Genomic DNA, 26,364 nt, shown 5'->3' with positions numbered 1-26,364 from the left:
TCATAAAGTTATCTGAAGATAGCATTAATTCGTGATACAATAGACAAAATGAATGTTGTCGGAGGAACTACGCGTGATTGAATTAATCATTATTTTAGGTATTTGCGCAGCTATCGTTTTTTGGAAAATGCGTCCGGTCGAAGGGATTAAAACGATTTCAACAGACGAATTGCAAACGATGTTACGCGATCAAGATAAACTTTTTATTGATGTAAGAAGTATGAGCGATTTTAACAAAATGCATGTCGCACCATTTATTAATGATCCTCATGGAAAGGGAATTGCTGCTCTTCCAAAGGATAAGGAAATTGTGGTCATGTGTCGTTCGGGTTTGCGTTCGCTCGAAACATGTAAAGAGTTAAAAAAGTTAGGCTACCCTCGGATTACAAATGTTAAAGGTGGTATTACCTCTTATCAACAGCGTGGGGAGTTATAATCGGATGTAATGCCTGTCATACATATGTGGCAGGTATTATTTATTTTTGTTTACATTAAGGAGTATTTAACATGATGAACAACGTTGTAGAGGATATTTTTTTAAGTGCCGGTAATCAGGCAGTATTACTGTTACATAGCTTTACAAGTAACGCAAAGGAGATGCGTCATATTGCGACTGCACTTCATGAAGAAGGGTATACGTGCTATGCACCAAATTTAGCTGGACATGGAGCAAGTCCAGAACATTTATTTGCTTCTTCGATGGACAAAATATGGGCCGGTGCAAGGCGTGCTTTTGATTCGTTAGTGGAAAAGGGCTTTGAGGATATTACGATTGTAGGGCAATCCCTTGGCGGGGTTTTAGGCATTCGTTTGGCAAATGAATATATGCAATGCACAGCACTATGTATTGTTTCTTCTCCAGTACTCGAGCGTCCTATTGATGGTCTAGAAAAGCGTGTTGAACAGTATTCCATTCGGTTTCTAAAAGGGAAATCAGAAGAGGAACTTCAGGCATTTTTACAGCATCATTTTCCACGTCCACCTGAAAAGCTTATTGCATTACAACAATTTATTGTGGGCGCAGGCAATGAAATGCATAAAATTCAACAACCATTATTTGTAGCAAAGGGCGCATTAGACGAAGTTGTTTTCCAGGAAAGCATTGATCTAATTGCGGATTCTGTACAAAGCACTTATGTAGAAAAAAAATGCTATGAGCAAAGCGGTCATTTGATATCCTTAGGGAAAGAACGTGATTTGCTAGCGAGGGATATTATTTCCTTTATTAAAAATAAATAAGGGCCACCCGCTCAAATAAAAAAGCTCGGGTATAGGATAAATACAAACCCGAGCTTCCTTGAGAGAAAGCACTACCTATTCTTCTTCTTTATTAAACCAAAGTGGATCTTGATCATCTACATCACCATTATAGTTAATAAAAATTTCTTCGCCGGCTTCAATGTCCGTATAGGCAAAGAAATCGAATGTAAAATTATCGAAATTAATTTCATATGTTGCGTTTGGTGTATAGGAATGGTTAAATAACATACCATACCCTAATAAAATAGCGGATTGTCCAATCCCAAATTCAAATGCATAATCGGCTAAAAGGGTTTTTTCGATATGCTCGTGTTGCTCGTTCGGATAACTTATTACTGGAGCTTGATGAAACAGCGTCCCTTTTTTAATATTTTCTGTGGAGAATACACCACGGTTAAATTCTCCTTCACTGATAGGAGATAGTTTTACTTCAATCATTTTCTTCGCCTACTAACTTATAAGATTCCTATTAACTGTAACATGTATTACGTGAAAACGTAAAAATTATTTATGATTTGAGGGAAATAAATTTTTTTAATATAAAAACAGAGAGGAGGAGAAACATGCAACAGCTACAATTTGAAGCTGCATGGGATAAAACTATTGCAGTAAAAGATCGAGTATTCATTGAACAGCTTTTTGAACAAACGAAAGACAATAGTCAAAATTTAATTCAATGTGTACCAGTTCGAGTCGCCGTCAATCACCGAAACCAATTACTGGTGACGGTTTTAATCCACAATTTTCAAGAAGATGTATTACGATTTATGAAAACCAAAGTAGGTTGCCACATTCAAGGGCATTACTTTACACAATTATTTACAATACCAGCACTTGTTATTCCTCCAAAAGCATCGATGCCATGGACATTTATTTTTGAGGTTGAAATTATAGAAAATGATCTAAATATGACGCCTCCATCTGTTCATATTGAAGAGAACTAGACTTCGGTTTTTTTTCCGAAGTCATTTTAATCGACTAATCCAATGCGAAAAGCTGTCGAAATGATTTGTGTACGGTTTTTTGCTTTTAATTTAAGCATGAGTTTTTGTACATAGTCCCGCACTGTAAATTCACTTAAAAAAATCATTTCGGCCATTTCCTTATTGCTATAGCCTTCCGCAAGTAAATATAAAATTGCATATTCTTTTTCGGTTAAATCGAAGCGATGATTCCAGTTATTCCGTAGTTGTTTGCGTGCTAAATACATGCCGATTCGATTACCCGCCATTTCTAATAAGGATAGTTGTTCCTTACTACATTCAAATTTTTCACCTACTTGATCGAATGATACCCAGCCGTATAATTGCTGCTCAAATAATACGGGGATAAAGATAACAGAAGATAAGCCGAATAAATCGATGGCCACTTGCTGTACATACGGCGCAGGATCCTTTAAGAAAATAGGCTTTTTCATCGCAAATACAAGTTCTAAGTCAATTTTACCTTGCATCCGTTGAATTTTAGGGAGATCAAATCCGATAACACCAGAAAACTCATTGAGCCAAGGGTTGTAACTATAAAAGATACAGCGTTTAAATTGAAAAATCTCTTCAGCCTTTGTTAATAAAATTGGTAAATCTTCCGTCCCATTTAATTGGATTAGTTGAAGGCTAAAGGCATCTAATTGGCTATTCAATTGTGAAGATAACGAGATCGTTTGTTGGGGCTCATCGATCCATTTTGAAAAGGACTTCATAATTTGCTGCATTATTTGAGCATTCAATTCTAGTATTTGTGACGTATGAGAATGATTAATTTCTGTTAATACTTGATTTACTACATGCTCAATTGTTTGTGGGAAATATTTCGATTTTTCGATAGGGAACCCTTTATGGTGAACCTGTACCCAATATTGGAGAGCATCTGTATGAATCGCTTGTTTCTTCATTTGATTCGCTAAAAATTGAATGAACGACACACTAATCAAATGCAATGTTCTTTTTTCTTCGCCATTTAACGAAATTTGTTTTTCAATGTAAATGGCTGTCTCCTGTTGAAGCTCTCCTCGGTACATTTTAAAAAATAATAAATAAGGAAATTCGCTTGTTGTCATATAAATTACCTACATTCATAGTATTGTTTTAATAAAAAATCCATTCTTTTATATGTATATTATGTCATGTTTAATCATTAAAATAAATGGTGTAGCAAACAAAAGTAGTAACTATCAAACGAGAATTTGAACTCGAAAAAAGAGGAGAATGTCAAATGAATTTCAAAAAAGTAACGATTGCAGGTAGTGGTGTTTTAGGAAGTCAAATCGCATTTCAATCTGCTTTTCATGGCTTTGATGTAAGCGTTTACGATATTAACGAAGCAGCGATCGAAACAGCAAAAGGCCGCATGGAAAACTTAAAAAAGGTATACGGAGATTATTTTAAAGATGCAGAGCGTGCTGAAAAGGCATTTGCAAATTTAAGCTATTTCACAGATTTGGGTGAGGCAGTAAAGGATGCAGACTTAGTTGTAGAAGCAGTACCAGAACGTATTGAAATTAAACAAAGCTTTTACGAAGGCTTAGCGAAATTGGCACCAGAAAAAACGGTTTTTGCGTCTAACTCTTCGACAATGCTACCAAGTCAGTTTGCTGAATTTACGGGTCGCCCTGAGAAGTTTTTAGCGTTACACTTTGCCAACTCAATTTGGCAAAACAATACGGCTGAAGTGATGGGGCACCCAGGAACGGAAGTAAAATATGTAGAAGAAGTTACAGATTTTGCTCGTGCAATTGGGATGATTCCATTTGTACTGAAAAAAGAACAGCCAGGCTATATTTTAAATACATTATTAGTGCCATTTTTATCTGCTGCGATGGAGCTTTGGGTAAAGGATATTGCCGATCCACAAACAATCGATAAAAACTGGATGATTTCTACGGGCGCGCCACGTGGACCATTTGCGATTTACGATATTGTCGGTATGGAAACGCCATATAACTTAAACTTAATGCGCGCACAACATGATCCAGCTGCTAAATTTGTTGCAGATAAAATTAAACGTGAAATGATTGACCAAGGAAAAATGGGCATTGCTACTGGAGAGGGCTTCTACAAATATCCAAACCCAGCTTATATGGACCCTGACTTCTTAAAGTCAAACTAAAATAAATTAACTATATGTCCAATTGAATATAACCCACTCAAATAAGCTAGTATTTTTGAGTGGGTTATTCATGTAGGAGCAAATGAAATTGTCTTTAAAAAACGATTATTTTAATGCACTTTTAGTAAAAAGAATTAGTTCATTATATTGCGCTTCTATTTCATCTTCTGTAGGAGAATCATATAAATATAATTGCTCTGCTGTAGATTCAATTAATCCGATTAAAATTCTAGAAGTTCGTGCACAATCAATATTTGATCGAATTTCACCTTTTCTTAATGACTCCTCTAAAAAATTGTAAACCCAATCATAAAATGGGGAATAGATCGACTCCCATTGTTTTAAATGCTCACTTTGTGCTAAACCAGCATACAGAACGGCAAAAAGCTCTTTTTTTTGTTCAGTAATATGAAATACAGCTTTCACAAGTTGCTCTATTTTCTCATTGAAAGGGTCTGATAGATTGACACTTGAATGAATGCCTTTCATAATTTCCTCTACAGCATATTTGGCAATCTCAGGCATTACTGAGAATTTAGATGGAAAATACAAATAAAATGTACCTTGAGCTATACCGGCAGCTTTTACAATGTCAGATATTTTCGTACTTTCAACGCCTTTTGTCGTAAATTGATTAATCGTTGCTGCTACAATTTTTTGTTTTTTATCCAAAGAAAGACCACCTCATCGCATTCAATGATTTTCATTCATTAATTAGTTTTATCATAACGAAAGATGACAGAAAGAACAATAACATGCTACTTAACAGAAAAATTTCATTTAAAAAAGAGCAAGAAAATATTCTATGCTCTATTTCCATTATGAAACATATTTTAAGCCAGATACACCAATGACAATAATGAATACTGCAATAATTCTTCCAACACTTTTTGATTCGCCAAAAAATAGCATATTAATGATAACAGCTGCTGTCGTACCTATACCAATCCAAACGGCGTATGCAATACTTACTTGTAAATAATCAAATGACGCATATAAAAAATAAAACGCACCAGCAAAACCAGCTATTAAAGTAAAACCATTTTTTAAAGTTTTCGTTGTACTGAATTTTTTTAAGCCAATAACGCCAATAGTTTCTAAAATTGCTGCTAAAAATACATAGAACCAACCCAATTATGCCGCCTCCTTTTGCGTTTTTCGTTCATCTAATGTATCTGCAATATTTAACATCATAACCCCAAAAACAATGACACAAATAAATACGATTTTAATTGGAGTAAATGTTTCATTAAAGATGAAAATATCCATTAATGCCGTACCTACAGTACCAGCGGCTGCAAATATGGCATAGACCGTACCAGTTGGTAATCCTTCACATGCTTTAGAAAGGAACCAGAAATCTACTGCAATTAGAGGGATAATTATTGCCCAATGCCACCAAGTACTTGCAACATTAAAGCCAAAAATCCATAATAGCTCACAAATACTTGTCAAAATTACATAAAACCAAGACTTACTCATTATGAACCTCCTAAAATCCAAAAATTTAATATCGTTAATATTTCTTTTAAAATATAACAACACACATCAAAATGAATGACGTTCATTCATAATTTAACATAGAGGCAAATAAAAATCAAATTAATGTTTTTCCAGACAATTTAATAATGGCGATAAAAGTACGCCCTTAGTGGGTAACATTTGCCCGATCGCTAAAATGTCTTCGTATGTTATTGCCCGTGCAATATTAACGAGTAACTTAATGCTATATTAAGGGAGTTGTAAGATCCTCACCTCTGGAGTGGTTAGGCTAGTACGCCAAATAATTAAATTTAAATTTGATAATATTAATATTTTGGTGAAAATAATTAATTTTATTAAAGTGAAAATTAATTATTTTAATTTGTTTTTAGGGGATGCTGTTGTATAATCAAATTATCTTAAAGGAAAGGAGTATACTATGGCTTATAAAGTAATAACAGATTGTCCTGTCTGCAGTAATACTTTGAAAATAACAAAGTTACACTGTTCTCATTGTCACACTACGATTGAAAATGAATTTGAATTATCTAAAGTAGCTTCTTTATCAAAGGACCAGCTTCATTTTGTGGAAGTATTTTTAATCTGTAGAGGGAATATTAAAGAAGTTGAAAAGGAACTTGGAATTTCATATCCAACGGTACGTGGTAAGCTATCGGACATTATTTCAGCTCTTGGATATGAGCAGAAAAAGAAAAATGAAATTGATGAGAAAAAAGTAGTTACAATGTTGGAAAATGGTGAAATCACACCTGAGGAAGCGATCAAGCTTTTAAAAGAAGAATAGGGAGGGCTTAACTATGAAAGAAGAAATTAAAAGAGTGTTAACAATGGTTGAAGAGGGGAAGATTGATGCACAAATGGCATCAGAACTAGTTCAAGTATTAAAAGAGAAAGAAGAATCAGAGAATCAACCTTTTGAAAAAAAGAATAGTTACTTAGATAAAAAATTGAAAATACGTGTTGTGTCAGCTGAAAACGATAATGTCACGGTCAATTTGCCTATAAAACTTGTCAAGGCTGTTTTAGTAGCTGGCCATAGCATCGCAGCGAGTATTCCACAATCAGAGAAATATGTGAAAGATCTTGATATAAACATGATTATCGAAACAATCGAAAATGAATTAGAAGGTCAAATTATCGATGTGAAATCGGCAAACGGAGATACCGTTTCTGTCTTCATTGATTAGAGAAAAACTTATGTTACTTATAAAAGTGAAAACGGAAGACGTTCGGCTGAGCATCCCAATTCCATATGCTCTGTTAAACATTGCTATATCCATTTTTGTTTCATCTTTTTTCCAGAAAAAATTAAACAAATGGACAAACGAGTACTTTAAAAGAAGAAAATTTGACTTTACGTTACCATTAATAGATAAACAAACCGTAAAGCCGCTTGTTCAGGAGATGAAAAATTATAAAGGGCTCACGCTAATAGATGTTCAAGCAAAGGACGGTACTGAAGTAAAGATTAGACTATAATGTATTGACGATTTCGAAATAACACATTTTATTAACGATTTTTACTTAATTAAATAAATAAGCAAACAATATGAAGCCCAACTATAGGGTGAAAGTTGAGAGTTGAAGATCATGAAATCAATCGTCAGCTCTTTTTTTATTGTGCAAAAGTATGGTTTAATAAAAAAAGGAATTTCATTTCCAATTTGAAATAGTATATATAGTATTTAATAAGTGCATTTAAAATTCCCGAACTATTTAGTCAAATATACTATATGGCATGGAGGTTTTATGAAGAAAATAGTTTACCTACTCCTCATTATTACAGCTATTGGAATAATTGTTACTTATATATGGAATAGAGCTAGTCAAGACGAGATTGTTGCTAAGGAAATCGAGACTCTATTGAAACAAGGAGAAACACAAATTGATTTAACAAATATAGCTGTTTTCAGATGGACTCAAGTTGGTCTCTTTGGCCCGTATACAACAAATGAAATGATTGAAGAATCAATGGAAATAAAATTTAAAGGGGATAATGGCGGAATTGATATACTTGATGATCGTTTTTTATTAGTATTTGCGAATGAAAAATATGCTATCAAAACGGTTATAATCCCGAGGAAATTTGGTACCTATACTATAAAAGATAATACATTTTTAATTGTTAAACCGTAATTGAAAGAATTGAAAGACCTTAATCTTGCCAAACAATATTTTAACAATATTTACGATGAATTTCGTTTAATAAAGGAGAGAGTCCATGACTTTATATTTTGTAATTGTAGCCAATGAATCTTTACCAACAATTGAATGTAATGGGCATGTAGAACACCAGACGATATAAGCCTCATTTTTTAGTGAAACAAAGCATCTATTAAGTAAATGAGGAGAGTTAAAATGAAATTAGATTGCTTAATTGTTGATGATGAAATTGCTTTAGCTGAAACCACCTGTGAATATTTTAATATGTTTGATATTAAAACTGCATTTGTGACAAGTGCGGAGGCGTGTCGACATTTTTTGTTAGAAAACGAGCCTTCATTGATTCTTTTAGATATTAATCTTGGCAATGAATCAGGGTTTGATTTGTGTAAAAATTTACGTAAATCAACGCAAGTACCGATTTTATTTATTAGCGCTCGTTCTAGTGATGATGACGTTTTAATTGCACTTAATATTGGCGGCGACGATTACATTCAAAAACCATATACATTAAGTATTTTATTAGCAAAAGTTCGGGCAGTACTTAAAAGATATGGCAATGGCAGTGCCTCTATTAATCATCAAGATGTTTTACAGTTTGGACAAATCCAAATTGATACGAAGCTTCAACGTGTTCGTGTTAACGGTATTGATATTCAGTTGAAAACGATGGAATATAAACTATTGTCTTATTTGGCTAAAAATAAAAATCGCATTATTACAAAAGATGAACTATTTCAAAATGTTTGGGGAGATTCTTTTGTAGGGGATGGGACGCTAAACGTACATATTCGGCATTTACGTGAAAAGATTGAGCGTAATCCAAAGGACCCGCAATATATAAAGACTGTTTGGGGAACAGGCTATGTTTTAGAGGATACTAATCAATGAGAATAAAACTACTTATTGTTTTAATTTTAATTGTTTTTGTAACAGGAATTCCTTTCTCGATCAGTATAATTCACAATAAAAAAAGTATAGAAGTGGATTTAGTAGCCATTAACGAGGTAGTTAAAATTGCGGAGAAAAATTGGGGGAAAGTAAGTGAAGATACTTTTCAAAACAGCGACATTAAACAACCATTTTCCATTATAGATCAGTTAGGTAACGTGATTTACAAAACACCAGGGAATCAATTCAATAATGTGTACGATGCCATAAAAAATAGGGACACAATTATCGATTTGAAGCTACATGACGAAGTTGTTGGGAAAGTAATTATTCTTAATAATGAACAACAATTAGTGGAGCAAATGAAAAGTGAACTTGGCACCTTTATAATTTTGGTTTTTAGTCTCTTAATGATTCTTTGTATTCTTTATATTATCTATATTTACAGAACGGTATTGAAGCCTTTTCAGCAACTACAATATTTCGCAGTGAACGTGGCTAGAGGGAATTTAAACATGCCATTAAATATGGATAAGAACAATACCTTTGGTGCTTTCTCGGAAAGTTTTGATATACTGCGTGAAGAACTAAATGCTGCTCGTCAAAGAGAGTATGAATCTAATCGTAGTAAGAAAGAGCTTGTGGCTACATTAAGTCATGATATTAAGACACCAGTCGCTTCAATCAAGGCAGTTAGTGAATTGATGCTAATGCGAGCAAAAGATGAAAAGGTTATAAAGCAAGTGAATACGATCTATTCGAAAGCAGAGCAAATTAACTTGCTTGTAACAGATATGTTTCACGCCACATTAGAAGAACTGCAACAATTGAAATTAACTGTAACCGAAGAATCGAGCGAATTACTTATTGAGATGATTGAAAATGTTAATTATGATCACCAAATTAAATATGAACCCATTCGACAATGTATTATTTTAATGGATCCGCTACGTATGCAGCAGGTAATCGATAATATTATAAGCAATTCATATAAATATGCCGGTACAAAGATAGAGATTACGTCTCAAATCAAAGATGGCTATCTTGAACTTCACATTTTAGATTTTGGCAACGCAATTAGTGAAGAAGAATTACCTCTATTATTCAATAAATATTATCGTGGAAAAAATGTTGAAGGCAAGAGTGGTTCGGGTTTAGGGCTCTATATTTCGAAGTACTTTATGGAAAATATGAATGGCGAAATTCATTGTAACATTCGAAAAGATGGTTTTACTGTAGTTTTAAAAATCAAGCTTGCATCATAATTAAGGTTTAGTTAAGAATTGCACAAAGATTTAATAAGAATTCATTTTGTATGATAAGACTGTAATCTTCATTACGGTCTTTTTTCGTTTATTCGAAAATACAAATATGAACTTAATAATGGGAGAGTGCTAAAAACATGACAAAGACAATTATCAAGACGGAGAAGCTGTGTAAAACCTTTTCGAGCGGTGGAATTCAGCAGCATGTTTTAAAAAACCTTGATATCAGTTTAATAGAAGGCGATTTCACAGTCATAATGGGGAGTTCAGGCTCTGGAAAGTCAACTTTACTTTATGCTATAAGCGGAATGGATAAACCGACATTAGGTGAAATCGATTTTGGTGGAAAAAATTTAGTGAAATTAAATAATGATCAACTCGCGATATTTAGAAGAAATAATTGTGGATTTGTTTTTCAGCAAATTTATTTATTAGACAATATGAGTGTATTAGATAATGTACTAGCAAGTGGTCTTTTAGTAAATAAAAATAAGCGTGAGCTCGTTAAACACGCGAAAGAGCTCCTAAAACAGGTAGGAATCAATGAAAACTCATGGACTAAATTTCCGACACAACTTTCTGGTGGGGAGGCACAACGAGTTGGGATTGTCAGAGCATTGATTAATAATCCGAGAATACTATTTGCTGATGAACCAACGGGAGCTTTGAACTCGGCATCTAGTGAAAATGTATTAGATGTATTCACAAATGTAAATCGCAATGGGCAAAGTATTGTCTTGGTAACTCATGATATGAAAACCGCATTGCGCGGAAATCGAATTTTATATTTGCGAGATGGCGTGATCTGTGGGGACTTGCCGTTAGGTGTATACAGCGACCAAGAGAATTTTGAGCGTCATGAAAAGCTTGGGGCATTCCTTGACGAAATGGGGTGGTAAGATGAAACTCATGAATCTCGCAATTGCTAATATTAGAAGAAGTAAATCTGCAACAGTGTCTTTATTTATATTTATTCTAGTTGCTGCATTGCTATTGAATATCGGTCTAATGGTGATTACTCAAATAAATACGTTTTTTGATAATAAAGCTGAACAATTAAAAGACCCTCATGCCATCATCATGATGGATTATGCGAGCTATCATGATGATATTGGAGAATTCATAACGAACTATGCTGGGGTAACTGAAAAAGAAACAGAAGAGGCCATTATCATGAATGCCAAATATAAATTTGGAAATAGTGATTTAACGAGTAGTACAGTTATTTTTAATGCAGATGATCATCGTAATATAGGGACTTTGAAACTTGTTGAAAAACTAAATTCTACAAGTGCCAACGATATTTTTATTCCGTATATTTTCAAAACAAATGGTGGTTATAAATTAGGTGATAACTTCACAATTACGTATCAAAATAAAGACTATGCCTTTCAAATTGCTGGATTTTTCGAAACAACCATGTTGGGTACAACGAATATTGGTGTCATGAAATTCATGTTGCCTACTGCTCCTTATCATAAATTAGCAGGTGAATTAGATGAACTGACAGAAGGAATCGTCCTGTCAGCGGTGATGGATGACCAAACACAATCACCTATGTTACTAAATGATTTTACGATGGAATTCCCTCAATCAGCAGTAGGAGGAACAACTTCATAAATTTGGGGTTTAGATATTGAAATGGTTAAAAATGTAAGTACATTGACCATTAATGTCATTTCAATGATATTAGTAGCTTTTGCCTGCATTATCGTATTTGTTTCACTTATTGTCATTAAGTACCGTGTATCAAATAGCATTGAAGACGGAATGACGAATATAGGTGTACTTAAAGCGATTGGCTATACTAATAAGCAAATTATTACATCTTTTATTTTACAGTTTGTGTTAATTGCTAGTAGTGCAAGTGTGATCGGAGTTGGATTATCATATAGTCTTATGCCCTTCATTGGAAGTATTGTTTCAACGTTATCTGGGTTATTATGGCATCAAAAATTCGATATGCTTATTAATTTAGTTACTATTTTCACTGTTGTTCTTTGTGTTGTTATTGTTACATTGATTTCCGCCTTTCGGGTTCAAAAAATTCAACCTATCATGGCACTTCGTGGCGGCATTTCTACACATAGTTTTAGAAAAAACCACTTTCCATTGGAAAATACGAGAGGCAGCCTTCATTTTTTACTTGGGATTAAATCGATGCTGACAAATGTAAAACAGAACTTTATGATACTTTTAATAATTGTCGCATTAACATTCGCATCTGTATTTTCAGTCGTCCTTTATTTTAATATCGCTTCCGACAAAACCGCATTTGTTAACTTATTCGGCTCTGAACCTGCAAATGTGCTGTTATATGTTAAGCCAGATACAGATACAAGGGAGCTAATGAGTCATGTTAAACAAATGGACCAAGTAAGGAAGGTGAATGTACTCGACCTTATTACAACAAAAATGGATGGTCAAACCGTATATACGAATGTTACTGAGCAATACGATCAGTTAGAAAATAATACTGTCTATGAAGGGCGTCAGCCAAAATATGAAAACGAGATATCCATCTCCTGGGTTGTATCCAATCAAATTAATAAAGGAATTGGAGATACAGTTGAGATAGCATATGGGGCAGAAACAGGTAGTTATCTAGTAACGGGGCTTAGCCAATCAATTGGAAACTTAGGACAAATAGGTGCTTTAACGATGGAAGGAATACAGCAATTACATTCAGATTATAAAGGCACGACTCTTTATGTATATTTGGATGGTATATCAAACAAAAGCTTTATAGAAAACGTACAGGAACAGTATGGGGATGCAATAGTTGAAACATTAGATATTGATGAAAATATCGAGAGCCAAACAGGTATGTATACAGCAGCAGTGTTCGCAGTTATGGTAATGGTTTTGACAATTACTGTTCTAGTAGTTGTAATGATTTTGTATTTGGTTATTAAAACAATGATTATTAAACGTAAACAAGAGTTTGGTGTAATGAAAGCAATAGGTTATTCGACAATTCAGCTGATGCATCAAATGTCCATTAGTTTTTTACCAGTAATTATTTCCGGCGTGACCATTGGTGGTGTACTAGGGTATTTTTACACAAATCCAATGCTTTCAATTTTACTATCAAGTGCAGGGGTTAAGCGTTTAGATTTTCTTGTTAATTTACCGAGTATTGTAATGCTATGTTTAGGAATTCTACTATTAGCTTACATTGTCTCCATGTTTGTATCTATAAAACTTAAAAAAATTTCTGCTTACAGTTTAATTACGGAATAGAATAATTTAAGCACAATCAATGATAAGCTCACCTTATTAATGTGTATAGGAAATAGAAAACGCACTTTCTAATTGAATATGCTACCCTTAAGAAAAGAAACGATTTGTAAAATTATTCAAATTAAGGGGTGGCAGCAATATGATTAAAGGTTTACATCACGTTCAACTAACAATTCCAAAGGGAACTGAAGAAGCTGGCAGGAAGTTTTATTGTAGCATTTTACAGTTACAAGAAATTGAAAAACCCGATTCGCTTAAAGGGCGTGGCGGTTTTTGGATTCAAGTCGGTGATCGAGAAGTGCATATTGGAACAGAAGATGGTTTTGACAGAACGCAAACGAAGGCACATATCGCATATGAAGTAGAGGATCTTACTTATTGGAAAAATAAATTAGTAAATGAGGGAATACAACTAATGGATGCTGTCCCGATTCCTAACTTTGACCGTTTTGAATTTAGAGATCCATTTGGCAACAGGGTAGAAATGATTCAACATTTAAAATGAGGATGAATAGAAGCTAGGACAAATCAAAAATACAATTTTTCTCTGTGGGGAAATTGTATTTTTTTTGCGCGTAAAACTGGTTTCTATTCCGGGTACGCTTTCCGAGGGGGCGACCCTTCACTTCAATAAATACAAAAGCTTTCTACTTATGTCGCAGCGTCTTTTTAACTGGACAATTTATAAAAAACAACAAAAATTGTTTTTATCCCAAAATTTACTTAGTTAATGCGTTACTTCGTTAAAGTTTACTATTCCTGTAAGAATTATTTAAATTGTGGGTTGACTTCGTTTTTTTCTACGTGTAATATTACGAATTAAGATTACTGAATTGAAAGAAAATTCTATTTTTAAAAGAGGAGTGCATCCTATGACGGCAGTTGCATACATTGAAGAAATCGCTCAGGAGTTGGCTATAAAGTTTGCTGCAACAGCAGTTGAACGTGATAAAGCTGGAGGTAATGCAAAATTTGAGCGAGATTTAATCCGTGAGAGCGGGCTTTTAAAGCTTTTAATTCCTACTGAATATGGTGGTTTAGGTGGTAATTGGCTTGATCTATTTAAAGTAATTCGCACATTTGCAAAAGTAGACAGCTCATTGGCCCACGTGTTTGGCTATCACTTTATTAACTTAGTAACACCTCATTTATGTGGAACAGAAGCACAAAAAGAGCATTTTTACCGTGAAACAGCGAGCCATAATTATTTCTGGGGAAATGCCTTTAATCCTGTAGATATAAAACTAAAGGCAGAAAAGACGGCAGATGGTTATCTTCTCAATGGTACGAAAACATTTTGTTCAGGCAGTGTTGATTCGGATATTTTACTTATATCGGCATTAGTAGAAGGACAGGATGAGCCTTTGCTTGCTGTAATTCCTACTAAACGAATAGGTGTAGAGGTAAAAGAAGATTGGGACAATATGGGGCAACGGCAAACGGATAGTGGCACAATCATTTTTGAGCAAGTAAAAGTAGAAGATGATGAAGTATTGAAGCGTGGATTTAATGATAGTGAATTTTCTAAATTAAGATTAAACATTGCAACCTTTGTGTTAAATCACCTGTACTTAGGAATTACAGAAGGTGCACTTGAAACAGCTTTAATTTATACCCGTGAACAAACGAGACCACGTTCACCCATTCATGTATCAGCTATTGAAGATCCAATAATTCAGCATCATTATGGAACTTTTTATGTGAAGGTTGAAGCTGCTAATTTAGTAGTTGAGAAAGCAGATAACATTCTACAAAGTTTGTGGGGGCGACCACATTCGATAACTGCACAGGATAGAGATGAGCTTGATTCAGCCTTACATACAGCAAAAATTATTACGACGCAAGTAGGCCTTGATATTACGTCTAGAATTTTTGAAGTAATGGGTAGTCGCGCCACAACAAGTCGTTATGGTTTTGATCGCTATTGGCGAAATTTAAGAACGATGACGTTACATGTTCCTGTCGATACAGCCATTCAACATTTAGGTCGCAAATTTTTAGTGAATGAATAAAAAGGAGTGAGTAAATGGTTCAGCTATTAGAAAGAGAGAATGAAGTAGGTAATAAGGGAACACTGGAAAAAAATGAGCGCCAAACAAAAATAAAAGCTCAAAGCATACATTTTAGCTATGACACGACAAAAATATTAAACGATATCAATCTAGATGTAAAAGAAGGTGAATTTTTAGTATTTATGGGGCCTTCCGGTTGTGGGAAAAGCACATTTTTACGAATGATTGCGGGCTTAGAGGGATTTACGGATGGTGACATTTTCATCAATGAACATTCTGTTAAAACAAAGCATCCAGATTGTGGTGTAGTTTTTCAGGATTATTCATTGTTTCCTTGGTTGAATGCACAATCCAATGTGATGCTCGCATTAAAGCAACGTAATCCAAAAATGACTAAAAAGGAATTAGCTCATATTGCAGAACAGTATTTAACACTTGTAAATTTGGGCCATGCCATTAAAAAGTATCCTGGACAAATGTCTGGAGGCATGAAGCAACGGGCAGCAATTGCACGGGCATTATCCTATGGTTCAGACTTACTCCTTATGGATGAGCCATTTGGGGCGCTAGATCCAGTAACACGAATCCAGCTACAAGATTTGCTCGTTCAAATAAGCGCAGAGCAAAATCGAACAGTTGTGTTTGTAACACACGATGTGGATGAAGCGATTTACTTGGCAGACCGTATCGTTATATTTGCGCCTAGTAAGGAGGGCGCCGTTACGAAAAGCATTGATGTCCCTTTCCGTCACAAAACGAAGGATCGTCAAAAATTGTTTGAAAGTACAGAGTTTCGTTCGTTCCGTGAGTCCTTATTAAATGAAATGAATGAACAAATTTTAAATAGCTTAAATGCAGAAGTTTCAGATGGAGCAGGCATATAGGGGGAGAAGGAATGATAACTTTGAAAAAAGTAAGAATACTAGCACCAATAATCGTCGTAGCTGGATTACTGGGGGCATGTGGTAGTGAAAAGGATGTCACATCATCTAATGTAAAAGGAAAATATGAAATTACAGTTGGTCTGAGCCAGTCCGCTGGTGGGACACTTGTCGACATTGCCCATCAGGAAGGATATTTTAAAGATGAAGATTTAACGGTTAATCGCGTTGGTTTTGCCAATTCTGCTGATGGATTAAATGCGTTACAAGCTGGAAAAGTGGACGTTGGTGTATCATTCGGTACAGCAGGACCATTAACGTTCATTGCAAATGGTTCGGATTTTTCAATTATTGGTGGTCATTTAGAGGGAGGTCATCCAATTTTAACGAAAAAAGAAAATGCGGAACAGTATACCTCTCTAGAAGATTATAAAGGGAAAAAGGTTGGAACAATTCGTATTTTCACATCTGATATCGTATTCCGATCTGCATTAGAAAAGGCCGGCATCGATTGGGAAAATGAAGTAGAAATTGTTGAATTTAAAACGGGAAGTATGCTTCTAGAGGCTGTTGCTTCTGGGAAGGTAGATGTTGCTGTATCAGCGAATTCCTTTTACGCGCAGGCTGTAGATATGGGACTTGAGGCAGTTGCTTGGAGTAATGATTTGCAAGACGGGCATGTTTGCTGCCGTGTCGTAACCCGTTCAGAGTTATTAACAGATGAAGATGGAGAAGCATATAAACGATTTTTAAAAGCTTTAATTCGTGCAGAACGAAAAAAAGTTGAGGATCCTCAAGCTGCTGTGACAGCTGCCAAGGAATACATGAAAGTAGATGACAATGTAATTAACAAAATTGTAAATGAAGGACATTCCAATTATTCATCTGATCCAAGCAAAGAAAAGGTAGCAACAATGTGGGAGCAAATGAAGGAGATCGGCTATGTAGAAAATGTAGACGATATTAATATTAATGATTATGTCAATATAGATTTATACGAACGGGCTTTAAATGAGCTAATTGAAGAAAATCCTGAAGATCAATACTATGCAAAACAATTGGTTCGCTTTAATGAACAAAATATTTAAGTAAGGAGTGAGAGGTGATGCTCACATTTTTTAAACGCTATAATCTTACTATTTTGATAGGAATTATAATGATTGCGATTTGGGCGCTTGTAACAAAATACGCAACATGGATAAACCCGGTTATATTTCCGCAGCCACATATTGTAGTTGAATCATTTGTTTCAAAATTAAGCGAGTTAATTGGTGGTGTAGGAAGTTCAATGAAGCTTCTCATCCCTGGATTTTTTGGAGCGTTACTTGTCGGGATTGCAGGCGGGCTATTTTTTGGCTTGAATAGACGTTCGCGTGAAATTTTAATGCCTTATTTTCATGCGTTAAGTCCGATTCCACCAACATTATTTATTCCTTATGCAATTGCCTTGTTGCCGACGTTCCAAACTGCTTCGATTTCGCTCATTTTCATTGGCTCGTTTTGGCCAATCTTTTTAGGAACGATTCATGGGGTGTTGCTAATAGAAAAGCATTATTTAGATAATGCCAAATCATTAGGATTAAAAGGCCCGACATTTTTATTTAAGGTTGTGCTGCCTGCAAGTGCTCCTCATATTTTGAGCGGTGCAGGTACTTCACTTGGAATGGCGTTCTTAATTTTAACGATTGCTGAAATGTTTGGGGCATCATCTGGTATGGGCTTTTTCATCCAGTATTATAGTGATTTTTCTCAATACCATTACGTTGTGGCTGGCATTATTTTTAACAGTGTCATCATTGTAACGGTCATGATCGCCTTTGAAAAAATTAAAAAGCGTCTGCTGTTCTGGACAAATTTAAAGGCGGATAGCAAATGATCCGGATCGTATTTCTTACAATGCTTCTACTCGTTGGTTGTAGTGCTCAAGCAAGTGAAGATGGGTTACAAGTTACATTTAATGCAAGTGACGATCATGTGGAAGCTTTTGAACCAGTCATTTTTACGGCGAAGCTTCGTTATGATGGATCGCCAATAAAAAACGGAGCAGAAATTGAGTTTGAATTTATTAACCCACAAGGACAATCGCTAGGATCAGTAATCCCAACAAATACAGGAGATGGCGCCTACACAATTGAAACGAGCTTTGACTTAGTGGGCACCTATAAGGTGATTGCCCATGTGACCTATGAAAACCTTCATGAAATGCCCGAAGTAGAGGTGACATTGCAATGAAAAGATATATCCAAATCGTCATTATAAGCCTAATCGGTGTCGCTATTTGTTCGGTTATTCTTTCAACTGTGTTAAAGAAAAAAGAAGCACAAGCAAAGCGAGATACATTTGCATTACTAAATACGGAAAATGAGAAGGTAACGATTGATCAGCAAGGGAGTGTTATTTTAAATTTTTGGGCCACGTACTGTCCGCCCTGTGAGCGTGAAATGCCAGCCTTAGAAGCAGCATATCCCTCTTTACAGGAAAAAGGGATTGACCTATATGCCATAAATGTCGAGGAGCCTACAAAGCTTGTTAATCATTATTTATCCAAATTTAAATTAAGTTTTCCAATTTTACTTGACCGAGATGGGGATGTAAAAAATCATTTTCACATTATGGCTTTACCAACGACGCTGTATATAAAAAATGGTGAAATTGTTCATACAGTCAAAGGTGAATTGACAGAAGAACAGCTTCTCCATTTTGCGAAATTAATGGAAGAATGAAAGGAGAGATTGATATGACACATTTAAATCAAGAAACGATTGCTTTACATACAGGGCAAACCGTGGATCCGATAACTAAATCCCGTGCAGTTCCTTTATACCAAACGACTTCTTATGTATTTGATGATACGGAGCATGCAGCTAGCCTATTTAAACTACAAGCGAGTGGTTATTTATATTCTCGTAATGCCAATCCAACAAATGCCGTTTTTGAAGAACGGTTAGCCGCACTAGAAGATGGTGTAGCTGGATTTGCAGTTTCCTCAGGCCAAGCAGCGATCTTAATTGCCATATTAACTTTGGCTCAGGCAGGTGAAGAAATTGTTGCGACAAATGCTCTTTACGGTGGAACATATACGTTGTTTTCTAAAACATTACCTCGTTTTGGTGTAACGGTACGCTTTGTTGAAGGAACGAATTTACAAGAAGTGGAGGCAGCAATTAACGAAAAAACGCGTGCAGTATTTACGGAAACGATTGGCAACCCAAGTTTACAAATTGCTGATATTGAAGCGTTAGCAACAATCGCTCATCGTCATGATGTACCGCTCGTTGTAGACAATACGTTTGCGACACCATACTTATCAAAGCCACTTACATTTGGCGCGGATATTGTCGTTCATTCGACAACGAAATTTATTGGTGGTCACGGTACTTCATTAGGTGGCGCAATTATTGATGGTGGAACGTTTGAGTGGAAGGCACCACGCTTCAAAACATTCATTGAACCGAATGAATTAATTGGGGATCGTTCATTTGTAGAGGCTGCTGGCGAGAAGGCATTTATTACAAAGGCACGGTTTGAATTAGGTCATGATTTAGGTGCAACATTATCCCCCTTTAATGCATGGTTATTTATTCAAGGGTTAGAATCGTTAGCGGTACGTGTGCGTCAGCATGTAGTAAATGCACAAGCGGTAGCAGAATTTTTAGTACAGCATGATCAAGTAGAGTGGGTCAATTACCCAACATTACCTGAAAATAATCAGCTTCATTTAGTGGAGAAGTATTTACCAAAAGGAGCAGGCTCCATCTTTAGCTTTGGTATTAAAGGTGGTTTAGAGGCAGCAAAGGCGTTTATTAATAACGTTGAGCTATTATCTCATGTGGCGAATGTAGGGGATTCGAAATCCCTTGTTATACACCCAGCCAGTACATCGCATTCACGTTTAACTGCTGAACAACAGCTTGCAAGTGGGGTCACGCCCGGATTAATTCGATTATCCATTGGTTTAGAAGATATTGAAGATATTAAAAACGACTTAACGCAAGCATTACAAAAGGCAACAAATGCTGTGGGAGTCTTGAAATAAGAGGAGGGATTATAATGGCGATTGCCGTTGTAGTAAATGATGAAGGAATTGTAACACCAATTGTAGAGGGAACAATTTTACGAATTGTTCATAAAGATCATTCAGTTGATGATCACAGAAATCCAGCACTTGATTTAACGGAGGGGCGAAGAGGAGCAACATTACGTAAAGTAATTGAGCTTGGTGCAACTACTTTTATTGCGCCGCCAGCAACATTTTGTGAGCTTTCGTATAAAAAGGCACAGGAAGAAAATATTTCATTTTATAATATTGAACCTAATCAAAGCTTTGCGCAAGTGGCACAGGCTTTAAAGGAAGGAAGCATTCAAATCTCAGGAAAATTGCCAGCAGATCAAGTAGTTGCTAGTAGTCCAATTACAATTTAAGGAGGAGTTTTAATGACAAAGGTAGAGTTTATTACAATGGCACCAACTTCTGGTGATAGTGAATATGTAGGGAATTCAGCTGTATCAAAAAATGCACAAACATGGTCTGGCGTAGGCATTGATTCAGATCGCGAGCCATCTGTTGAATATATTACGCAAATAGCACAAGCAGCAGAAAATGCAGGATTTTCGACATTACTTTTACCAATTGGCGGGAGCTGTGTAGATTCTCTTGTGGCAGCGTCACATTTAACGGCGCATACGGAAAAAATCAAGTTTTTATTTGCTGTACGTCCAGGCTCTACAGCACCGACACAACTAGCTAAGCAGTATGCATCGATCAATTATTGGACGGGGAATCGTGTACTTGTCAATGTTGTGACAGGTGGTGCACCGAAGGAGTTAGAAAACGACGGTGACTTTTTATCCCATACTGATCGATACAAACGTACACGTGAATATATCGACATTATAAAACGCTTATTTGCTGGTGAAACATTTGATTATGATGGTGAGTTTTACACGCTAAAAGGTGCAAACTTACCGTTACCTTTAAAGGAAATTCCACCAATTTTCTTTGGTGGCTCTTCACCCATTGCTAAAGAAGTTGCGACCGATGTGGCCGATGTTTACATGCTTTGGGGGGAAACGTTAGAGACGACAGGGGATGAATTACAATCGGTTGTCAAATTAGCAAAAGAAAAAAATCGAGATTTATCTTATAGCGTGTCATTCCAGGTTGTTTTAGGTAATACGGAGGAAGAAGCTTTTGCTAAGGCAAACAAAATCATTAGCCAAGTAGATCCTGAAGTATTAGCTGCGAAGCACGAAAATACGTTGAAAAATGGTGCCGTTGGTGTTGGTCGTTTACATCAGTTAATGGTGGAATCAAAGGACAATAACTTTGTCATCGCACCAAATATTTGGGCAGGCTTAACGCAAGTATTATCAGGGAACTCGATTGCACTTGTAGGAACGCCTCAGCAAGTTGCAGAACGCGTTGTAGAATTTGTTGAATTAGGCTTTGATAAAGTATTGTTACGTGGCTTCCCACATTTAGAGGTGATTCAAGAGGTTGGTGAAAAAGTAATCCCACTTGTGCATCAAATTTTAGAACAGCGCGAAAAGCAAGTCGTTTAAGGAGGCGTAATTATGACAAAAAAACAAATGAAACTAGGCTTGTTTTTGATGGGAACAGGACATCATATTGCGTCTTGGCGTCATCCTCAAGCACTGGCAGATGCGAGTGAAAATGTGGAATTCTTCAAGGAAGTAGCCAAAAAGGCAGAAGAAGGGAAGCTCGATATGCTGTTTTTAAGTGATGGCTTATCGTTTAATGAACTATCCCACCCAGCAGAGCAAGTTCGTTTTGAACCATTGACGCTATTAAGTGTGCTATCAACTGTAACGAAGCATATCGGTTTAACAGCAACCGCTTCAACAACGTATAATGAGCCTTTCCATATTGCACGTAAATTTTCGTCCTTAGACCATTTAAGTGCAGGTCGAGCTGCATGGAATATCGTCACTTCGTATTACGAAGCAGAGGCAAGTAACTTTACTCAAGACAAACATTTAGATCATTCGCTCCGTTATGATCGGGCGGATGAATTTGTAGAGGTAGTAAAGGGTCTTTGGGATAGCTATGACGATGATGCGCTAGCTCGTAATAAAGAAACTGGGGAATATATTACAAAAGGGAAGTTGCATACCCTTCATCATAAAGGACAGTATTATTCAGTTCGCGGACCGCTTAATTCATCTAGGCCACCACAAGGGCGACCAGTGTTAGTGCAAGCAGGTTCCTCAGAAGCTGGTACTACACTTGCAGCGAAGCAAGGGGATGTAATCTTTACGGCGCAGCAAACGCTAGCAGATGCGCAAAGCTTTTACAAAAAGTTAAAGGATAAAGCAGTAGCAGCGGGTCGTGAGCGTGATGATATTAAAATAATGCCAGGGGTATCTGTTTATGTCGCAGAAACTGAAGAAAAAGCGCGGGCGAAATATGAAGAGCTGCAGCAGTTAATTACACCTGAAATTGGTTTAGATTTCTTAGCGGATTATTTAGGCGTTGATTTATCAAAGTATGACTTGGATGGTCCTTTGCCAAAGGATATTCCAGCAACGAATGGAAATCGTAGCCGTCAGCAACTTATTATTGAATTGGCTGAGCGGGATAATTTAACAATCCGTGAATTGTATTTACGTATTGCAGGCTCACGAGGTCATCGCATTATTTTTGGAACACCTATACAAATTGCAGATCAGTTAATGGAATGGTTTGAAAATGACGCTGCGGATGGTTTTAATTTAATGCCACCCTATTTCCCAGGAGGATTTACGGATTTTATCGATTTAGTCATTCCAGAACTACAACGTCGTGGTGTTTTCCGAACGGAATATGAAGGCACAACTTTACGAGAAAATTTAGGCTTGAAGCCAGTGCCATCCAGCTATGATGTACAGCACGTATAGGAGGTAGAAACATGACAAAGGCAATTATTATTAACGGTGGAAATAGTGTACAGTCACGTTTAACGGGAATACAGCAAGTGATTGAGCAATTGCTAACAAAGGACGGAATTAAAAGTGAAGTCATTCACGTGCATCAACTGCCTGCTGTAGATTTAATTACAGCGAATTATGCAAGCGAAGCAATTGCAAAAGAAATCGTGAAAGTAGGAGAAGCGGACATTGTCTTTTTCCTAACACCGATTTTTAAAGGATCGTTCACTGGTATTTTAAAGACATTTATTGATTTATTACCACAAAAAGGACTAGAAAATAAGCTAGTTGTACCAGTGGCCATTGGTGGCTCAATTGCCCATTTACTAGCATTAGAATATTCGTTAAAGCCCGTATTATCCATTTTAGGTGCAACCCAAATTGCAAGCCCAATTTACATTGTCGATTCACAAGTTTCGCGTACAGAAACCGGATTTGAACTTGAAGCAGAAGCCATTCAGCGCATTGATAAAGTATGGGAAGCAGTAGCACCAAAGGAAAAAGTAAACGTGTAATAGTTAAGCTCCTGATCACTGTATTTGTGATTAGGGGCTTTAATAATTCTGTTAACATATAACGCCACATCTAATCCAATATTTTCTATTTTATGGTACGATATTGGTTAGGGGTGATAAATTGAGTAAACGTTTTATTATTTTATTGGGATTAACCCTGCTTTTTGTTGCGGGAAGTATTTATTTAGTGGAAAGTAAGAAACTTGAGCAACCGATCCTCATTCCTAGTGGTGAGCAAGTAATTTATAGTAGTTCAGAGAGTAATGAATTTATAGTTAGCTATATTACAAATCAAAAGGAATATGAAGCAATTCAATGGATCAATATAGGGGATATCCAACTCTATCCAATTTCATATTTTCAAACTGATTTTTTCATGAACACTCCTTCTACTGATAATTTGTATACGAAACGTTATACATATTACGACTTACATGAAGCGGTTTTTAGATTGCCAAAAGAACAGTTGGCACAGGTACAAAATACATTGAAGCAGAACGAGGTCGTAACTGTTGTTTTATCAAATGGTTTCCAAATTCCTTATACCCTAAAGCTCTATGTAGACGAAAAAAATGAACCAGAATTTACTTTTGGTCATGTTTCAGAGAGAACAAGTGATTTTTCAAGTGTCACTTTTTCAATACAACAAGGGGGGACGATTGAAGAACTTTCGACTTCTTTTCCAATGGCAACATTAAAGTTGTATAAAGATAAGGAACAAGTAACGTTACCCTATAAGACGGTGGAGGGGGAGAAGCTGTCCGTTAGATTATGGGATAATTTTGATACGAGTAATTTTTCAGATCACCGTGTGTTTATTCAAGGAAAATTAGACAACGGCAAGCCTTTTTATGAGCCAATAAGTGTAGGAGCAATTGATCTCCCATCTAATGAATGGATCAATGATTATGTAGATAAAGTGAGGGGGAAAGTTCATTGAGCAACTTCTTTTCTCGGTTGCTATGGGGATATGTTTTTATACTATTAGATATCAATATTTTCATAGATATACTTCCAGATATTATTGGTTACTTATTAATAGCTAGTGCGCTAGCAAAGTTATCAAATGTACCGTCAGCACCGTTCACAAGGAAAATGGCTATTATCGTCGGCATAGTATCTATATTGGAAATGGCAATTTTCGAAAGTCTTATCGCAACTTTACCATCGGTGTTTGAATTTTTAGTAAGAATAATAGTAATTCTCTCTCTTCTTATTTACTATTACTATATTTTTAAGGTCTGTCTAGAATTACTTAAGGATTCGGCTTATATTGGCTATACAAAGAAGGTGAAGTACTTCTATTTAATTAGTCTATGGTTTACAATAATGGCACCTTATATCGCCATTCATTTATATGAAGCGGAAATTCTAATTGTTAGTATGATTGTCATCTATTTTATCGCATTTGTTACCTTCCTTATTTATCTATATAAAATGAAGGAATATGCAAGGGTTGAAGAAAAGAGAAAGACTGAAATTTTATTGGATAAAGAAGAACAGTCCTAAACGTTTTCAATTGTTTAGGACTGTTCATTATTGTTTGGTCGTATATTTCTTAATGGCAGGTAATATATCGTTGCCGATAATTTCGATATTTTTCATCAGTTTATCAAATGGCACGCCACCGAAGTCAATTTGTGCCATGAAACGTTGCATGCCAAATAGCTCATGCTGATACAGTAGCTTTTCAACAATTTCACTCGCACCACCGACCATGAGCGCATCATGAACATCGAGTGCATTTTCTACTTGTTGCTTTGGATAACCACTTCCTCGAATCGCTTGGAAGCCTGTATTTAAATGAGGATGCATTTCCTCTACGGCTTGCTTTGCTGTTTCTGCAACATAAAACAGACTTGTTGTTGCAATTGGTAACGATGCTGGGTCATGTCCGCTACGCTCTGCTGCTTCCCGATACGCATCTGCAGATGGCTTAAAGTATGCTGCCGGTCCACCTAACGTTGTTAACATCATTGGAATTCCCATATAACCAGCTTTAATCGCACTTTGTGGCGGACCACCAACAGCTCGCCAAATTGGTAATGAGCCATTTAAAGGCTGTGGTAAAATACGAGCATTTTCTAATGATGGGCGGAATTTCCCTTCATAGTTTATTACTTCTTGTTCATTTAGTTGTTTTAATAGTGCTAATTTTTCCTCGAAAATATCTTCATAGTCTCGTAAGCTAACACCAAATAATTCATGCGCACCAACCCGTGAACCACGGCCAGCTACGATTTCAGCGCGGCCATTTGAGATTAAGTCAATTGTTGCAAAATCCTCATATACTCGTACTGGATCGGCAACACTTAATACTGTAGCAGAGCTCGCCAGTTTGATTGTATTTGTAGCTTGTGCAATCGCACCTAGAACGACTGAATGTGCCTGCGTTGTAAAATATTGCTGATGACTTTCTCCGACTGCGAATACATCGATCCCAGCTTGCTCCGCTAATTGACTTAGCTCGATAATTTCTTTAATACGTTGCTGAGCGCTAATGCGGTGACCTGTTAGTGGATTTGGAATATGATCTCCTAACGTATAAAGACCGAATTCTAATCCTTTTTCTTTATGAATACGATATTGCTCCATTTTA

General features: G+C 36.1%; 33 protein-coding genes. 27 read left to right on the top strand and 6 right to left on the bottom strand.

Translation table 11 applies throughout. The features are described from left to right. Nucleotides 1-73 precede the first annotated feature (73 nt). A complete protein-coding gene (locus tag MKZ17_RS12270) occupies nt 74-436 on the top strand; it encodes a rhodanese-like domain-containing protein (RefSeq protein ID WP_340724021.1) in 363 nt (120 codons plus the stop codon). A gap of 71 nt (nt 437-507) precedes the next feature. After that, on the top strand, nt 508-1,239 hold the full coding sequence (locus MKZ17_RS12265) for an alpha/beta hydrolase (RefSeq protein WP_340724020.1): 732 nt from the start codon (nt 508-510) through the stop codon (nt 1,237-1,239). Nucleotides 1,240-1,314: 75 nt separating this feature from the next. On the opposite strand, the gene MKZ17_RS12260 is transcribed toward MKZ17_RS12265, so the two are convergent. Beyond that, nucleotides 1,315-1,698: an SET domain-containing protein gene (locus MKZ17_RS12260; RefSeq protein ID WP_340724019.1), complete on the bottom strand. Its 384-nt coding sequence runs from the start codon at nt 1,696-1,698 to the stop codon at nt 1,315-1,317. Nucleotides 1,699-1,823: 125 nt separating this feature from the next. On the opposite strand from MKZ17_RS12260, the gene MKZ17_RS12255 reads away from it, so the two are divergent. Further along, complete coding sequence (locus MKZ17_RS12255; RefSeq protein ID WP_340724018.1) at nt 1,824-2,204, top strand: SLAP domain-containing protein; 381 nt, start codon at nt 1,824-1,826, stop codon at nt 2,202-2,204. A 26-nt stretch (nt 2,205-2,230) separates the two neighbouring features. On the opposite strand, the gene MKZ17_RS12250 is transcribed toward MKZ17_RS12255, so the two are convergent. Continuing rightward, nucleotides 2,231-3,316, bottom strand: a complete 1,086-nt coding sequence (locus MKZ17_RS12250; protein ID WP_340724017.1) for a LuxR C-terminal-related transcriptional regulator — start codon at nt 3,314-3,316, stop codon at nt 2,231-2,233. Nucleotides 3,317-3,471: 155 nt separating this feature from the next. On the opposite strand from MKZ17_RS12250, the gene MKZ17_RS12245 reads away from it, so the two are divergent. Beyond that, nucleotides 3,472-4,365 carry a 3-hydroxyacyl-CoA dehydrogenase gene (locus MKZ17_RS12245; RefSeq protein ID WP_340724016.1) on the top strand — a complete coding sequence of 298 codons (894 nt, stop codon included), beginning with the start codon at nt 3,472-3,474 and terminating at the stop codon, nt 4,363-4,365. Between the two features lie 105 nt (nt 4,366-4,470). Here the strand turns inward: MKZ17_RS12245 and MKZ17_RS12240 are convergent, their stop codons facing one another. The 3 genes from MKZ17_RS12240 to MKZ17_RS12230 form a co-directional block, all read right to left on the bottom strand. Further along, the gene (locus tag MKZ17_RS12240) at nt 4,471-5,037 is read right to left on the bottom strand and encodes a TetR family transcriptional regulator (RefSeq protein ID WP_340724015.1); all 567 of its coding nucleotides are present in this window, start codon (nt 5,035-5,037) and stop codon (nt 4,471-4,473) included. Nucleotides 5,038-5,184: 147 nt separating this feature from the next. After that, nucleotides 5,185-5,499 carry a DMT family transporter gene (locus MKZ17_RS12235; RefSeq protein WP_340724014.1) on the bottom strand — a complete coding sequence of 105 codons (315 nt, stop codon included), beginning with the start codon at nt 5,497-5,499 and terminating at the stop codon, nt 5,185-5,187. After that, entirely contained in the window at nt 5,500-5,847 is a 348-nt protein-coding gene (locus tag MKZ17_RS12230; protein ID WP_340724013.1) for a DMT family transporter, read from the bottom strand. Nucleotides 5,848-6,286: 439 nt separating this feature from the next. Here MKZ17_RS12230 and MKZ17_RS12225 point away from each other — a divergent pair, with 439 nt between their 5' ends. From MKZ17_RS12225 to MKZ17_RS12115, 23 genes are all read left to right on the top strand, one after another. Then, entirely contained in the window at nt 6,287-6,652 is a 366-nt protein-coding gene (locus MKZ17_RS12225; protein ID WP_340724012.1) for a DUF2089 domain-containing protein, read from the top strand. Nucleotides 6,653-6,665: 13 nt separating this feature from the next. Beyond that, entirely contained in the window at nt 6,666-7,055 is a 390-nt protein-coding gene (locus tag MKZ17_RS12220; protein WP_340724011.1) for a hypothetical protein, read from the top strand. 10 nt (nt 7,056-7,065) lie between these two features. After that, nucleotides 7,066-7,347, top strand: coding sequence for a hypothetical protein (locus MKZ17_RS12215; protein WP_340724010.1), 282 nt, complete (start codon nt 7,066-7,068; stop codon nt 7,345-7,347). Nucleotides 7,348-7,617: 270 nt separating this feature from the next. Beyond that, nucleotides 7,618-8,004, top strand: coding sequence for a hypothetical protein (locus tag MKZ17_RS12210; protein WP_340724009.1), 387 nt, complete (start codon nt 7,618-7,620; stop codon nt 8,002-8,004). A gap of 222 nt (nt 8,005-8,226) precedes the next feature. Continuing rightward, nucleotides 8,227-8,922 carry a response regulator transcription factor gene (locus MKZ17_RS12205; RefSeq protein WP_340724008.1) on the top strand — a complete coding sequence of 232 codons (696 nt, stop codon included), beginning with the start codon at nt 8,227-8,229 and terminating at the stop codon, nt 8,920-8,922. Continuing rightward, the gene (locus tag MKZ17_RS12200; RefSeq protein WP_340724007.1) at nt 8,919-10,187 is read left to right on the top strand and encodes a sensor histidine kinase; all 1,269 of its coding nucleotides are present in this window, start codon (nt 8,919-8,921) and stop codon (nt 10,185-10,187) included. Before MKZ17_RS12205 ends, MKZ17_RS12200 begins: the two co-directional genes overlap by 4 nt. Before the next feature lie 137 nt (nt 10,188-10,324). Beyond that, the gene (locus MKZ17_RS12195; RefSeq protein WP_340724006.1) at nt 10,325-11,086 is read left to right on the top strand and encodes an ABC transporter ATP-binding protein; all 762 of its coding nucleotides are present in this window, start codon (nt 10,325-10,327) and stop codon (nt 11,084-11,086) included. A gap of 1 nt (nt 11,087) precedes the next feature. Next, nucleotides 11,088-11,807, top strand: a complete 720-nt coding sequence (locus MKZ17_RS12190; protein WP_340724005.1) for a hypothetical protein — start codon at nt 11,088-11,090, stop codon at nt 11,805-11,807. A gap of 21 nt (nt 11,808-11,828) precedes the next feature. Continuing rightward, on the top strand, nt 11,829-13,430 hold the full coding sequence (locus MKZ17_RS12185) for an ABC transporter permease (RefSeq protein ID WP_340724004.1): 1,602 nt from the start codon (nt 11,829-11,831) through the stop codon (nt 13,428-13,430). Nucleotides 13,431-13,569: 139 nt separating this feature from the next. Beyond that, a complete protein-coding gene (locus MKZ17_RS12180; RefSeq protein WP_340724003.1) occupies nt 13,570-13,935 on the top strand; it encodes a VOC family protein in 366 nt (121 codons plus the stop codon). Nucleotides 13,936-14,302: 367 nt separating this feature from the next. Then, nucleotides 14,303-15,442, top strand: coding sequence for an acyl-CoA dehydrogenase family protein (locus tag MKZ17_RS12175; protein ID WP_340724002.1), 1,140 nt, complete (start codon nt 14,303-14,305; stop codon nt 15,440-15,442). A 14-nt stretch (nt 15,443-15,456) separates the two neighbouring features. Continuing rightward, the gene (locus tag MKZ17_RS12170) at nt 15,457-16,326 is read left to right on the top strand and encodes an ABC transporter ATP-binding protein (protein ID WP_340724001.1); all 870 of its coding nucleotides are present in this window, start codon (nt 15,457-15,459) and stop codon (nt 16,324-16,326) included. A gap of 11 nt (nt 16,327-16,337) precedes the next feature. After that, nucleotides 16,338-17,411: an ABC transporter substrate-binding protein gene (locus tag MKZ17_RS12165; RefSeq protein WP_340724000.1), complete on the top strand. Its 1,074-nt coding sequence runs from the start codon at nt 16,338-16,340 to the stop codon at nt 17,409-17,411. A gap of 17 nt (nt 17,412-17,428) precedes the next feature. Further along, a complete protein-coding gene (locus MKZ17_RS12160) occupies nt 17,429-18,199 on the top strand; it encodes an ABC transporter permease (RefSeq protein WP_340723999.1) in 771 nt (256 codons plus the stop codon). Next, entirely contained in the window at nt 18,196-18,555 is a 360-nt protein-coding gene (locus MKZ17_RS12155) for a FixH family protein (protein WP_340723998.1), read from the top strand. The genes MKZ17_RS12160 and MKZ17_RS12155 overlap by 4 nt, the downstream gene beginning before the upstream one ends. Next, entirely contained in the window at nt 18,552-19,046 is a 495-nt protein-coding gene (locus MKZ17_RS12150; RefSeq protein ID WP_340723997.1) for a redoxin domain-containing protein, read from the top strand. The genes MKZ17_RS12155 and MKZ17_RS12150 overlap by 4 nt, the downstream gene beginning before the upstream one ends. A 14-nt stretch (nt 19,047-19,060) precedes the next feature. After that, nucleotides 19,061-20,359: an O-acetylhomoserine aminocarboxypropyltransferase/cysteine synthase family protein gene (locus tag MKZ17_RS12145; RefSeq protein ID WP_340723996.1), complete on the top strand. Its 1,299-nt coding sequence runs from the start codon at nt 19,061-19,063 to the stop codon at nt 20,357-20,359. Between the two features lie 14 nt (nt 20,360-20,373). Further along, on the top strand, nt 20,374-20,745 hold the full coding sequence (locus MKZ17_RS12140) for a chemotaxis protein CheY (protein ID WP_340723995.1): 372 nt from the start codon (nt 20,374-20,376) through the stop codon (nt 20,743-20,745). A gap of 12 nt (nt 20,746-20,757) precedes the next feature. Further along, nucleotides 20,758-21,885 carry an LLM class flavin-dependent oxidoreductase gene (locus tag MKZ17_RS12135; protein ID WP_340723994.1) on the top strand — a complete coding sequence of 376 codons (1,128 nt, stop codon included), beginning with the start codon at nt 20,758-20,760 and terminating at the stop codon, nt 21,883-21,885. A 12-nt stretch (nt 21,886-21,897) separates the two neighbouring features. Further along, the gene (locus MKZ17_RS12130) at nt 21,898-23,220 is read left to right on the top strand and encodes an LLM class flavin-dependent oxidoreductase (RefSeq protein WP_340723993.1); all 1,323 of its coding nucleotides are present in this window, start codon (nt 21,898-21,900) and stop codon (nt 23,218-23,220) included. Nucleotides 23,221-23,231: 11 nt separating this feature from the next. Then, nucleotides 23,232-23,765, top strand: a complete 534-nt coding sequence (gene ssuE, locus MKZ17_RS12125) for an NADPH-dependent FMN reductase (RefSeq protein ID WP_340723992.1) — start codon at nt 23,232-23,234, stop codon at nt 23,763-23,765. Between the two features lie 121 nt (nt 23,766-23,886). Beyond that, nucleotides 23,887-24,705 (top strand): hypothetical protein, encoded by an 819-nt coding sequence (locus tag MKZ17_RS12120; protein WP_340723991.1) that lies wholly within the window; start codon nt 23,887-23,889, stop codon nt 24,703-24,705. Then, a complete protein-coding gene (locus tag MKZ17_RS12115; protein ID WP_340723990.1) occupies nt 24,702-25,274 on the top strand; it encodes a hypothetical protein in 573 nt (190 codons plus the stop codon). The genes MKZ17_RS12120 and MKZ17_RS12115 overlap by 4 nt, the downstream gene beginning before the upstream one ends. 27 nt (nt 25,275-25,301) lie before the next feature. Here MKZ17_RS12115 and MKZ17_RS12110 read toward each other — a convergent pair whose 3' ends face one another. Beyond that, nucleotides 25,302-26,360 (bottom strand): LLM class flavin-dependent oxidoreductase, encoded by a 1,059-nt coding sequence (locus MKZ17_RS12110; RefSeq protein ID WP_340723989.1) that lies wholly within the window; start codon nt 26,358-26,360, stop codon nt 25,302-25,304. Nucleotides 26,361-26,364: the final 4 nt, after the last annotated feature.

Source organism: Solibacillus sp. FSL R7-0682, assembly GCF_038005985.1.
Lineage (GTDB): Bacteria > Bacillota > Bacilli > Bacillales_A > Planococcaceae > Solibacillus.
This window is presented reverse-complemented; position numbering and strand designations above follow the sequence as displayed.